General features: G+C 71.5%; 10 protein-coding genes, 5 tRNA genes and 3 pseudogenes. 9 read left to right on the forward strand and 9 right to left on the reverse strand.

What is annotated here, in order from left to right; translation table 11 throughout:
• A pseudogene (locus JM949_RS27480) lies at positions 1 to 104 on the forward strand (IS481 family transposase); the annotation flags it as partial.
• Between the two features lie 112 nt (positions 105 to 216).
• Here the strand turns inward: JM949_RS27480 and JM949_RS27485 are convergent.
• Complete coding sequence (locus tag JM949_RS27485; RefSeq protein ID WP_203151124.1) at positions 217 to 669, reverse strand: SigE family RNA polymerase sigma factor; 453 nt, start codon at positions 667 to 669, stop codon at positions 217 to 219.
• 154 nt (positions 670 to 823) lie between these two features.
• Between JM949_RS27485 and proS the strand changes: the two are divergent.
• Positions 824 to 1,970, forward strand: a pseudogene (gene proS / locus JM949_RS27490) (proline--tRNA ligase); the annotation flags it as partial.
• A 154-nt stretch (positions 1,971 to 2,124) separates the two neighbouring features.
• Here proS and JM949_RS27495 read toward each other — a convergent pair.
• Positions 2,125 to 2,199, reverse strand: a tRNA-Val gene (locus JM949_RS27495).
• A 48-nt stretch (positions 2,200 to 2,247) separates the two neighbouring features.
• Positions 2,248 to 2,320, reverse strand: a tRNA-Gly gene (locus tag JM949_RS27500).
• 145 nt (positions 2,321 to 2,465) lie between these two features.
• On the opposite strand from JM949_RS27500, the gene JM949_RS27505 reads away from it, so the two are divergent.
• Positions 2,466 to 2,708, forward strand: coding sequence for a DUF6458 family protein (locus tag JM949_RS27505; protein ID WP_203151125.1), 243 nt, complete (start codon positions 2,466 to 2,468; stop codon positions 2,706 to 2,708).
• A gap of 58 nt (positions 2,709 to 2,766) precedes the next feature.
• Here the strand turns inward: JM949_RS27505 and JM949_RS27510 are convergent, their stop codons facing one another.
• Positions 2,767 to 3,348 carry a TetR/AcrR family transcriptional regulator gene (locus JM949_RS27510; protein WP_203151126.1) on the reverse strand — a complete coding sequence of 194 codons (582 nt, stop codon included), beginning with the start codon at positions 3,346 to 3,348 and terminating at the stop codon, positions 2,767 to 2,769.
• 104 nt (positions 3,349 to 3,452) lie between these two features.
• Here JM949_RS27510 and JM949_RS27515 point away from each other — a divergent pair, with 104 nt between their 5' ends.
• Positions 3,453 to 4,187, forward strand: coding sequence for a GNAT family N-acetyltransferase (locus JM949_RS27515; protein WP_203151127.1), 735 nt, complete (start codon positions 3,453 to 3,455; stop codon positions 4,185 to 4,187).
• Between the two features lie 195 nt (positions 4,188 to 4,382).
• Positions 4,383 to 4,886, forward strand: coding sequence for a winged helix-turn-helix domain-containing protein (locus JM949_RS27520; RefSeq protein WP_203151133.1), 504 nt, complete (start codon positions 4,383 to 4,385; stop codon positions 4,884 to 4,886).
• Positions 4,887 to 4,948: 62 nt separating this feature from the next.
• On the opposite strand, the gene JM949_RS27525 is transcribed toward JM949_RS27520, so the two are convergent.
• The 3 genes from JM949_RS27525 to JM949_RS27535 all read right to left on the reverse strand — a co-directional run bounded on the left by JM949_RS27525 (position 4,949) and on the right by JM949_RS27535 (position 5,214).
• A tRNA-Val gene (locus tag JM949_RS27525) sits at positions 4,949 to 5,023 on the reverse strand.
• 13 nt (positions 5,024 to 5,036) lie between these two features.
• Positions 5,037 to 5,107 (reverse strand) — tRNA-Cys (locus JM949_RS27530).
• Between the two features lie 34 nt (positions 5,108 to 5,141).
• Positions 5,142 to 5,214: transfer RNA gene (locus JM949_RS27535), tRNA-Gly, on the reverse strand.
• 378 nt (positions 5,215 to 5,592) lie between these two features.
• On the opposite strand from JM949_RS27535, the gene JM949_RS27540 reads away from it, so the two are divergent.
• Both JM949_RS27540 and JM949_RS27545 read left to right on the forward strand, forming a co-directional pair.
• Positions 5,593 to 6,195: a TetR/AcrR family transcriptional regulator gene (locus tag JM949_RS27540; protein WP_203151128.1), complete on the forward strand. Its 603-nt coding sequence runs from the start codon at positions 5,593 to 5,595 to the stop codon at positions 6,193 to 6,195.
• A gap of 83 nt (positions 6,196 to 6,278) precedes the next feature.
• Complete coding sequence (locus tag JM949_RS27545) at positions 6,279 to 6,860, forward strand: TIGR03086 family metal-binding protein (protein ID WP_203151129.1); 582 nt, start codon at positions 6,279 to 6,281, stop codon at positions 6,858 to 6,860.
• Between the two features lie 11 nt (positions 6,861 to 6,871).
• Here the strand turns inward: JM949_RS27545 and JM949_RS27550 are convergent.
• Positions 6,872 to 7,165 (reverse strand): annotated as a pseudogene (locus JM949_RS27550) (fatty acid desaturase); the annotation flags it as partial.
• Positions 7,166 to 7,333: 168 nt separating this feature from the next.
• Between JM949_RS27550 and JM949_RS27555 the strand changes: the two are divergent.
• Positions 7,334 to 10,267 (forward strand): M36 family metallopeptidase, encoded by a 2,934-nt coding sequence (locus JM949_RS27555; protein ID WP_203151130.1) that lies wholly within the window; start codon positions 7,334 to 7,336, stop codon positions 10,265 to 10,267.
• 44 nt (positions 10,268 to 10,311) lie between these two features.
• Here the strand turns inward: JM949_RS27555 and JM949_RS27560 are convergent, their stop codons facing one another.
• Entirely contained in the window at positions 10,312 to 11,169 is an 858-nt protein-coding gene (locus JM949_RS27560; protein WP_203151131.1) for a hypothetical protein, read from the reverse strand.
• Positions 11,170 to 11,337: 168 nt separating this feature from the next.
• On the opposite strand from JM949_RS27560, the gene JM949_RS27565 reads away from it, so the two are divergent.
• Positions 11,338 to 11,826: class I SAM-dependent methyltransferase (locus JM949_RS27565; RefSeq protein ID WP_203151132.1), on the forward strand; the 489-nt coding region annotated here is incomplete at its 3' end.

Below are 11,826 nucleotides of genomic sequence, written 5' to 3' on the forward strand. Positions count from 1 at the left end.
TACCCGCCTGGCTCCACACCTACAACCACCACCGCGGACACACCGCCCTCGCCGGACAACCACCCATCACCCGCGTCAACAACGGTGCTGGGCGCTACAGCTAGCAGTGCGTCCTTGCTGTCGAACCGGCCCCGGTTCCCCGACCGGGCCTTCCGCCGTACCATCAGAACCGTCCCCCTAGATCGACATCCATGTCGACAACATCGACCATAGCTTCTAACGATTCTTGACAGTGCCGACCGTGACACCGAGCAGGTCCGCCGCCTCCGCCTCGGTGCGGTCCTCGAAGAACCGCAGCACCAGCACGGCACGTTGTCTCGGGGAGAGCTTCGCCAGCGCCGCCCGCAGGGTGAGTCGCAGGCTGGCCTGGTGGGCGTGGTCGGGGGCCGAGCCGCCTCCGCGTGGCTCGGGCAGGTCGCCCGGCATCGACTCGGGTATCCGACGGCGGCGCCACCAGGACACCTGCAGGTGGTACATGGTCTTGCGGGTGTACGCCTCGGCGTTGCCGCTGTGGTGCAGGCGGCTCCACGATCGATGCGTCCGAGCCAGGGCTGACTGGACGAGGTCCTCGGCCAGATGTTGATCTCCGGTCAGCAGGTAGGCCGAGCGCAACAACGCCGGGGTGCGGGTACGGACGAACGAGTCGAACTCACTCAGCAGAGTGTCCACACGAGCCGGTCCTTCGCATCAGGGGTGTAAGGCTGAATGCCATCCCAGACGTCAGCATGGGCACCGATGGTTGCCGTGTCCGAGTGCTCAAGATGCACATCACCTGTACCGAATTGGTTCGCTCGTCCGATCGGCGCGGCCCTACCCTGCAACCATGCTGCTACGCATGTCGGCCCTGTTGCTGCGGACCCTGCGCGAGGACCCGGCGGACGCGGAGGTGCCGAGTCACCGGCTGCTGCTGCGCGCCGGTTACATCCGTCGTGCCGCACCGGGCGGCTACACCTGGCTGCCGCTGGGCAAGCTGGTGCTGGACCGGATCACCGAGGTGGTGCGTGGCGAGCTGATCGCGATCGGGGATCAGGAGGTGCACTTCCCCGCGCTGTTGCCGGCCGACCCCTATCGCACCAGCGGCCGGTGGGCCGAGTACGGCGACGACATCTTCACCCTCGCCGACCGGCGCGGTGCCGAGCACCTGTTGGCACCGACCCACGAGGAGATGGCGACGCTGCTGATCAAGGACCTGTTCACGTCCTACCGGGACTTTCCGGTGACGCTGTTCCAGGTGCAGACGAAGTTCCGCGACGAGGCCCGGCCGCGCGCCGGACTGCTCCGCGGCCGGGAGTTCCTGATGAAGGACGCGTACTCCTTCGACCTGGACGACGCCGGGCTGCGGGACGCGTACGCCCGGCACCGGGCCGCGTACCGGCGGATCTTCGACCGGTTGGGTCTGGACTACGCGGTGGTGCGGGCGATGTCCGGCGCGATGGGTGGCTCCGCGTCGGAGGAGTTCCTGGCGGCGACGCCGGTCGGTGAGGACACCTTCGTCGGCTGTACCGCCTGCGACTACGCGGCCAACACCGAGGCGGTCATCACCCGGCTGCCGCCGCCGGTGACCCGGGCGCCCACCCGGCTGTCGAGGTGCACGAGACCCCGGAGACCCCGACGATCGCGAGCCTGGTGGAGCTGGCCAACGCCCGCCGGTTGGCCGGGCGGGACGGCTGGACCTCCGCCGACACCCTGAAGAACGTCGTACTCTCCGTCCGCCAGCCCGGTGCGGACCGGGCCGAGCCCCTGGTCGTCGGAGTGCCGGGTGACCGGGAGGTCGACCTGAAACGGGTCGGTGCCGCGCTGCACCCGGCCCAGGTGAGCGTCTTCGAGGAGTGGGCCGACCATCCGGAGTTGGTGCGCGGTTACATCGGGCCGCAGCTGCTCGACAAGTTGGGCATCCGGCGTACCTGTCGACCCCCGGGGTGGTGGCCGCTCGGCCTGGTGAGCGTGGCGCTGCTGGCGGCGGCCGTCACTGTCGTACCTGTCGAGTCCGCGCTGCGGCGACGCGACCGGCTGAGCGAGGTACTCCGCGCCGGCGGGTGACCGGCTGGTGGCAGGCGGCAAGCAGAGAGGCCGCGGCCCGTTACCGGAGATCCGGTAACGGGCCAGCCGATCCACTTGCATAGGTGGTGGGCGATACTGGGTTTGAACCAGTGACCTCTTCCGTGTCAAGGAAGCGCGCTCCCACTGCGCCAATCGCCCGTGGCGACCGCCGAACCCGGCAGTCAGGCCCCGATGGGGCAGATCACGAGCGGACGACGGGATTCGAACCCGCGACCCTCACCTTGGCAAGGTGATGCGCTACCAGCTGCGCTACGTCCGCACGTCCCCGACTCTCGCCGGCGACAGGTGAACTCTACCCGATGCCAAGATCGCCTCGCGCGGCCCCCTGGCCGGTGGCGGTTGCGCTCCTCGGCCTCGGGGTATTGAAGGATCCGACAGCGCACCACACCCCTAAGGAGGCTGTCGTGGGTATCGGCACCAGCATCTTCCTGATCGCGCTCGGCGCGATTCTCACCTTCGCGCTGGACGCGAACGTTGGCGGCATCAACCTCGACGTGGTCGGCTGGATCCTGATGGGAGCCGGCGTGCTCGGCCTGATCATGACCACGCTGATCTGGGGCCGGCGTCGCCAGGTGGTCACCACCACCGAGCAGCCGGTGGAATACCGCCAGGTCGAGGAGCGGCGGGACATCGCCCCGCCGCTGTGAGGACTCGGGCTCCGGGCCGTCACCTCGATCGAGGCGACCGGCCCGAGCGATCTCCTGATCAGGTCAGGCAGGCGAGCGCTACCTCGGCGTAGCGGGTCAGCGCCGCGCGGTCCGGGTTGATGGCACCCATCACCCGCAGACCCTGGAGGCTGGTCACCAGGAAGCCGGCCAGGTCGGTGGCGCTGCGGTCGGAGCTGATCTGGCCCCGTAACTGCCCCTCGGCCAGCAGGTCGTAGAGCGCCAACTCCAGCGACCGGGTGGTCGATCGGAGCCGCTCGGCGACCCGGGCGTCCTGGTGGGCCCGCTCCATCGAAGCCCCGACGATGAGGCAGGAGAGGTGCCGACCGTCGCCGGTGATGTCGTCCACCGCGCTGACGAAAACCTCCCTGATGACCGCCCGCGCGTCGTGGCCGGAGCGCAGCAGGTCGACCATCGGTGCGGCGTAGCGCTGCCGGTACAGGTCGAGCGCCGCCAGGTAGAGACCGTCCTTGCTGCCGAACGCGGCGTAGAGCGAGCCGCTGCCCAGGCCGGTCGCCTCCGAGAGGTCGCGCATCGAGGTGCCCTCGTAGCCCTTGCTGCGGAACACGTCCATGGCGGCGTCGACGGCGACGTCGAGGTCGAACTCACGGGTACGTGCCATGGCTGCACGCTACCCGCGATCTGGAACGCTCGACAAAGTACCGCCGGTCACAGCGGTTTCCGCTGGCCGAGGGGGTTGTCCGGCACCGCGTTACGATCCGGATCATGGAGTCTCTCGGCACGGTGCTGGCCGCGCACCGGGCGTACCTGCTCGGCTGGAACGTCGGCGTCGCCGGGGGTCCGGACCTCCCGACGTACCGCAGCGACGTGCCGCACGCGACCCTCAACGGCGTGCTGCGCGTGGTCGGCCGCGCACCGCATGACGCCCTCGCCGAGGCCCGCCGGCGCCTGGACGGCGTGCCCCGGGTCTGGTGGGTCGGACCGGACAGCGACGCCGGCACCGCGGACGCTCTGGTCGGCCTCGGCGCGACCGAGATCGCCCGCCTGCCGATCATGACCGTGCCGGTCGCGGAGGCGGCCGAGGTGCCGACACCGGCCGGCCTGCACATCGCCGAGACCGCCGATCTGGCCGCGTTCGTCCCGGCGTACGGCCGGGTGTCCGGAATTCCGGCGGATGGCGTGGCGGCGACGATCGCGCGGGAGAAGGCGTTCGACGGCGACGGCACGGTGCTCAGACTGGCCGGCCACCTGGCGGACGGCCGGCTGGTCGGAACGGCCGTCGCCTGGCTCAGCCACGGCCTGGTCACCCTCTATTTCGTGGGCACCCGGCCCGAGCAGCGCCGGCAGGGCATCGGCGCGGCCATGACCAGGGCCGCGCTGCAGCTGGCCGGTGAGCGCGGGTACCGCCGGGCCGCGCTCACCTCGTCCCCGATCGGCGAGCCGGTCTACCGCCGTCTCGGCTTCCGTCCGGTGGGCGAGTTCCGCCTGTTGACGTTCTGATCCACTCGGCTTCGTTGCCGACCCGGTGTCGACCGAAGCGGGACGTCGGGACGTCGGAGAACCCGAGTCGATCACGATGGCCACCTGACGGAAACCATTGACTATGCGGTTCAGACAGCGTTGTCTTTCACTGGCACCTGGGGAGGTACAACAGTGATCGACGGCGTGTCCCTCGTGTTCTGCGTGACCGCTGACGTGTCGGTACGCGAACGCATGGTGCGGCGGCTGGACGGGCTCGGCACCCTGGTGATCTGCACCGACCTCGCCGAGTTGCAGGCGATGATCGGCCCGCCCATGATCAGCGGATCGGCACCTCCGGCCGGCCCGGCGGCCGGGCCCACCGACTCCGCCACCGCTCCAGCCGCCGGCTCCGCCACGGCAGCCCCGAGCCCCGCCTCCGGCCGGATCAGCCTCGGCGGCCTGGAGATCGACCCCCTCGACCACCTGGTGACGTGGCGCGGGCAGCCGCTGGCCCTGACCCGCCTTGAGCACCGGCTGCTCAGCCAGCTCGCCAGCGCGCCGGCCGGAGTCTGGCCGTACGAGAGACTCTTCGAGTCGGTCTGGGGCTGCGCCTACCTGGGCGACACGTCGATCCTGCACTCGGCGGTGAAGCGGTTGCGACGCAAGCTGCGTGCCGCCGACACCACCCTGGGCGTGCAGACCGTGCGGGGAATCGGCTACCGGCTCAGTGTGGGCTGAGGCCGGACGCCGTACGCGAGAACGGCCCGCGACCCGGTTTCCCGGTCACGAGCCGTTCTCTCTGGTGGGCGATACTGGGTTTGAACCAGTGACCTCTTCCGTGTCAAGGAAGCGCGCTCCCACTGCGCCAATCGCCCGAGCTTGTTGCCGAGGTGGGGACGGGATTTGAACCCGCGTACACGGCTTTGCAGGCCGTTGCCTCGCCTCTCGGCCACCCCACCGAGGTTGCCCCCGTCATGCGTGGCGGCATCTCCGAGCGGACGACGGGATTCGAACCCGCGACCCTCACCTTGGCAAGGTGATGCGCTACCAGCTGCGCTACGTCCGCACGCCCCCGGACGTTCCCGGGTGACGGATGAGAACTTTAGCCGAGCCGGTGAACGACTGCCAACTCGGGGTCGCCTCGGCGCGTCCCGCCAGCTCGAGGTCGGGATCGGGCCCACCCCGCGCGTGCTTCCTAGGGGGCTGGCCTGATATCGGGATTCGTCACGGCCGGTCACCACCACGAAACGATCGTCATCACCGCGTCGCAGGCCGGCCGCCGGACGCCTCGGCAGCCCAGGCCGTGGCTGCGGACCTCGACGAACACTCCCTGTGGAACGACCGACGACGCCTGGAGGAAGTGTCCGGCTTCCGACTGTCACCGCGCCGATCAGCGTGCAGCGGTAACTGTTCGTGTTCAGTCACATAGGCTACGGTAACGGTCGTGACGAGACGTGCGGCCGAGATCCGCCTGGATGCCCTGCTGCGCACCGCCTGCGACGTGATCGTGGAGCGCGGTCTGGCCAACACCCGGACGGCGGACGTGGCGAACGCCGCGGGCGTGAGTCAGGCCTTGGTGTTCTACCACTTCGCCACGAAGGAGCGGTTGCTCGCGCAGGCCTTCGCGTACGCGGTCGAACAGGATCTGGCCCGACTGGACGCGGTGACCCGCTCCTCGGCCCCGCCGCTGACCAAGCTCCGCCGGATCCTCAAGCTCTACACCCCGGCGGGACGGGCCACCTCCTGGTCCATGTGGATCGACGGCTGGTCGGAGTCGCTGCGCGCCCCGGAGTTGGAGAAGGTCTCCCGCCGGCTCGACCTCCGTTGGCGGCAGGACCTGGCCGCGGTGATCTCGGCCGGGGTGGCCGACGGCACCTTCCAGTGCGCCGACCCGGACGGGGCCGCCTGGCGGATCAGCGCGGTGATGGACGGGCTGGCCGTCCAACTCGCCGTACACGACCGGGTGATCTCTCGCCGGCAGTTCGGCGAGTGGGTCCGGTTGGTCACCGCCCGGGAACTCGGCCTGGACCCGGCCGACCTGGACTGAGCTGGGCGGAAAGCCCTCGATCGCGGTGCCCGGGGCGGGCAAAAACGGCTCCTCGCGCCGCGCCGGACGGAACAATCGGCAGCATGGATCTGCTGGAGGCGTACCGCCGGAGCCTGGCCGAGTTCATCGACCGGGTGGACCAGATCGAGCCCGGCCAGTGGTCCGACCCGACACCCTGCGCGGACTGGGACGTCCGCACGCTGGTCAACCACGTGGTGACCGAGGACCGGTGGAGCGTTCCGCTGCTCGCCGGCCGGACCATCGACGAGGTCGGCGACCGGCTCGACGGTGACCAGCTCGGCGCCGACCCGATCGCGACGGCACGGGAGGCCGCCGCGCAGGCCGAGATCGCCGCCACCCACCCCGGCACGATCGAGCGCACCGTGCACCTCTCCGGCGGCGACACCCCGGCTGCCGAATACCTCAGGCAACTCCTCGCCGAGCACCTCATCCACGGTTGGGACGTGGCGGTGGCGATCGGCGCGCAGCCGCGGTTCGACCCGGACACGGTGCACACCGCCGCCCGGTGGTTCGCCGGCCAGATCGACGACTACCGACGCAACAACCTGGTCCGCACCGGGGTACGGGTGCCCGACGAGGCCGACGAGCAGGACCGCCTGCTGGCCGCCTTCGGCCGCGACCCCGACTGGGCGCCGAACTACTGACACCTGCGAGGTCAGCCCCGGCGGCGGAGGTTGGGCCGGGTCCGGTCGCCGTCGTAGTGGGCGAGCACCCGACGATCCATCACCCGCCGCCACAGCGGTGGCACCAGCGCGACGACCACCATGGTGGCGTAGCCGGCCGGCAACTGCGGCGAGGCGTCGAAGCTACGTAACGTCTGGTAGCGGCGCAGCGGGTTGGCGTGGTGGTCACTGTGCCGCTGGAGCTGGAAGAGGAAGACATTGGTGACCGTGCGGTCACTGTTCCAGCTGTGCCGTGGGACCACCTCCAGCTCTCGCGTCCTGCGTCGACAGTGCCAGCCGATGGACGAATCAAGTTGATTTATCTCGATCTCGTGGCTCGCCGCGGCCCCGGACCTTGCCGCGATCTCGATCAACTGATATCCACAGATGCGCATGCGTTACCGCGCAGCGACGGTCGGCGACCGCCGACCATCCCGCTCCCACGAGGAGGTCCCGTGCCACAACCGGAGTGGTCACCCCCGATGAGCCGGCGTCGACGCCGGCTCATCGCCGTCCTGGCGACAACGGCGACGGTCGCCGCGCTGCTCCCCACCGGCGTGAGCACCGCCGCGCCGACCGGCGGCGCCGCGTCCGCCGAGCGCAGGTCCGGGCCGTTCGCCGAGGGGCGGCACGAACCCGCCGACGCCGACAACCGCACCGGTACGGCGGCACCCGACGTCCGTCAACGCGGCCTGGCCCGCGCCGCCGACCCCGACGTCCGGTGGAACCGGCTCGGTACCCCGCAGGCACTCGGCCCCGGGCGCACCCCGCTCGCCAGTGGCCTGCCGGCCGACCCGGAGGCCGCCGCCCGCGCCTACCTGACCGCCAACCGGGACCTGTTCGGCATGGACGCCGCCGCGGTGGCCCAGCTGGAACGGGTGCTGGTCCGGCCGATCGGCAAGGGTGCCGTGGTCACCCTCCGGCAACGCTTCGGCGACCTGCCGGCCGGGCCGGACGGGCTGGTCACCCTCGCGGTCGCCGGCGGGACGGTGCTCTCGGTCAACTCGTCGCTGGCCCGGAACACCGCCGCTCCAGCGCCGGCCACCCGCACCGCCGAGCAGGCGTACGCCGCCGCGCTCGCCGACGTCAACCTGACCGCCAGCGCGGTGGCCAGTCACACCATCCGGCAGGTCGCCGTGCCCACCCCGCTGGACGGGGCCCGGGCCGCCTACGAGGTGACCATGATCGGCGCGGACACCGAGCACCCGGCCGCGTTCACCAGCTACGTGGACGGCAGCACCGGGCAGGTGCTGGTCCGCGAGGACCTTGTCGACTTCGACTCCGACAACCCGAGCTGGGCGGTCTTCCCGGCCACCCCGCCGCGCGACCTCGGCCCCGGGCAGGACCCGAGGGTGCGCTGGTGCGGCGACCCGGCACCCGGCTGCCAGGCCGCCTCCCGCGACCCGGCCACCGGCCAGCCGTGGGACGTCGACGCGGCCACCGGCACGCCGACCTTCACCTCACGCGGCAACTCGGCCAACACGGTGCTCTCCTGGGGCAACAACACCCCGGTAGTCCCGGCCGCCCCCAGCCCGGAGCGGCGCTACGAGTATCCCTTCACCGACCAGTGGCACCAGGCGAAGTGCAACCCGGAGGTGTTCACCTCCGCCCAGCGCAACGACGCGGACGCGTCGATCGCCAACCTGTTCGCCATGCACAACCGGATGCACGACTGGTCGTACCGGTTGGGCTTCACCGAGTCGGCGTGGAACCTCCAGGCGGTCAACCTCACCCCGTCCGGGCTGGGCGGCGACGCCGAGCAGGGCCGTGCCCAGCAGGGCGCGCTGACCGGCAACCGGAACAACGCCAACCAGGGCACCCCGCGCGACGGGCTGCCGCCGACCACGAACATGTACCTGTGGCAGCCACAGGCGGGCGGGCCGTACCCGCCCTGCGTGGACGGTGACTACGACATGACGGTGATCGGCCACGAGTACACCCACGCGATCACCAACCGGATGATCGCCGGCCCGGACAGCGGGATCAGCGGTCACCAGGGCGGGGCGATGGGTGAGTCGTGGGGCGACCTGCTCGCCGCCGAGTACCTCTTCCAGCACGGGCTGCGCGCCCCCGGCGAGACGCCCTTCGTCACCGGCGGCTACGTCACCGGCAATCTGGTCAGCGGCATCCGCAACTACGACCTCAGCCGCAGCCCGCTCAACTACTCCGACATCGGCTACAACACCGGTGGCCCCGCCGTGCACGCCGACGGGGAGATCTGGGGCGCCACCAATTTCCGGGTCCGGTCCGCCCTGGTCAAGCGGTACGGCATCGGCACACCGCAGCGACAGCTCGACTGCGCACAGGGCAAGGTCGCCGCGGACCAGTGCCCGGGCAACCGTCGCTGGTCGCAGCTGGTCTTCGACTCGTTCCTGCTCCAGGCCGCCAGCCAGGTCAGCATGCTCGACATGCGGGACAACATGCTCACCGCCGACCTGCTCCGCTTCGGCGGCGCCAACCAGGACCTGATCTGGGCCGAGTTCGCCCGCTCCGGGATGGGCCGGGACGCCGCCACCAACGGCGCCGGCGACACCGACCCGACGCCGAGCTTCGCCGCTCCGCAGGGTGGCAACGCGACGCTCACCCTGCGTCCACGCGGGGACAGCGTCGACGCGCCGATCCGGGTGTACGTGGGGGCGTACGAGGCGCGGGCCGTGCCGGTTGCCGACACCGACCCGGCCACGCCGATCCCGGACACCGTGGAGCTGGTGGCCGGCAGCTACGACCTGCTCGCCGTGGCCCCCGGCTTCGGACACCAGCGGCTCGGCGTGACCGCCAAGGCCGGCCAGACCGGGTACCTGGACCTGCGGTTGAGCCGCAACCTCGCCTCCGCCGCGTCCGGCGCGACGGTCACCGGCGACGGGGTCAACCTGGACCGGGTCGTCGACGACACCGAGGCGACGAACTGGGCCTCGCTGGACGGGGTCGCCGGCCGGCAGCTCACCGTGGCGTTGCCGGGCGACGCCCCGCAGCCGGTCAAGCGGGTGAACGTCAGCGCGATGCTGCGCCCGGCGATCACCGGCGACGCCGACACCGGCGCGCAGAACGCGCTCAGCGCGCTGCGCTCGTTCGCGGTGTCGGCGTGCAACGCGAAGACCACCGACTGCGCCGATCCGGCACGCTGGCAGCGCATCTACACCAGCGCGGCCGACGCGTTCCCGGGCGGGGCGTACCGGGCGTACAGCCGGGACATCAACCTCCGGACGTTCGCGGTGCCCACCACAGTCGCCACCCACCTGCGCCTGGAGGTGCTGGCCAGCCAGTGCACCGGCGGCCCGCGGTACGCGGGCGAGCAGGACGACGACCCGGCCACCACGACGGACTGCGCGACCGCCAGCCCGGCCCGCAACCAGGTCCGGATCGCCGAGTTCCAGGCGTTCTCGAAGTGACCACCGTGGGGTCGGCGGCTGCCCGCCGGCCCCACGGCCCTCGATCAGCGGCGGGCCGGTCGCCAGGGGTCGGCGGCGACCGGGCGCTCCCAGCGCCGGTCCGCGGGTGGATCGTCGGCCTCGCCAGCCGTCTCCCGGGCCAGATGCCGCAGCCGCAGCAACAACCCCATTCCGAGCGAGAGCAGCAGCCCGCCGAGCAGGAACGCGGCCTGCACCACGCCGAAACCACCGGACTGTGACACCGGGCGACTGGCCGCCGGCGGCGCGGCGTCGGCCGGGTACTCCCCGACCGGCTCCTCGGTCGCCGTGTCCTCGCCCTCGGTCGGCGCGCTCGCGGTCTCGGTGGGGGCCGCTGTCGTCGCGGTGGGCTTCGGCGATCTGGTCGGAGCACCGCTGACCCCCACCACCGAGCGGGTGGCCGTCTGCCGGGCCAGCAGGCGCAGGTTGGCGTCGTACGCCTCGGCGGCGAGAGTCACCCGCCCCTGGGTGACGTCCCGGTCGAAGGCCACCCGGTAGCGGGCCGTGACAGTGCGGCCCGGGCAGAGGGTGCCCGGGTCGAGCTGCCGGTCGGTCAGCCGGGCCGTGTCACCCTCGGTGCGGATCTCCACCGGAAAGTCGCCGGTCTCCTCCACCCGGTCCATCTTGACCTGGTCGAGCCGGATGCCCTGCACGCTGAGCACCATCGACCAGCGCACCTTCGCGCACCCAGCGCGCCGGTCGGTCTGCGAGACCACCGCCGAGATGGTCCGCACCTGGTCACCGGCGGTGAACCGGGCGGGCAGCCCGCCCAGTTCGGTGGTGAAGGCCGCCTGCGCCGGTGTGGCCAGGGTCAGCACCGTCCCGGTCACGCCGGCAACAAACGCCCCGACCCGCAGCACGTACCGCCACACGATCACCACCACCTCGCCTCTCCTCGTCCCTCCGGGCAACGCTAGGAGGAAGCGGGCAGGCCGGACAGAGGGGTGTCTTCGCATCGAGCGTCAATGGCGAGGGGTGATTTCACCGAGCGTGGTGAACCCCTCACCAGTGCCGCCGACTCGCCCGGCCTCACGGTGCGCGAGAATCGTGAGGTGTCCGAGCTCTCCAGCACGTTCGTCCGGCTGCACGCCCGACTGACCCCGGTCGCCTTCGTCCCCGAGGTGCGACTGCACCAGGCGGACGAGCCGATCGGGCTGTGGGAGCTGACCGAGGGCGAGTTCTCCACCGACCAACCCCCACCGTTCTGGGCGTTCGCCTGGGCGGGTGGGCAGGCGCTCGCCCGCTATCTGACCGACCACCCGGAGCTGGTCGCCGGCCGCCGGGTGCTCGACCTCGCCTCCGGCTCCGGCCTGGTGGCCATCGCCGCCGCCCGCGCCGGCGCGGCGTCGGTGCGGGCCGTCGAGGTGGACGAGCTGGCGGTCGCGGCCGTCGCCCTCAACGCCGAGGCCAACGGGGTACGCGTCGACGCCGAGTTCGGCGACATCCTCGACGGCGACGCCGGGGACGCCGAGGTGGTGCTCGCCGGTGACGTCTTCTACAGCGCGGCGATGGCCCGCCGGGTCCTGCGGTTCCTGCTCCGC

The sequence above is a fragment of the Micromonospora tarensis genome (assembly GCF_016803395.1).
GTDB classification, from domain to species: Bacteria; Actinomycetota; Actinomycetes; order Mycobacteriales; family Micromonosporaceae; genus Micromonospora; species Micromonospora tarensis.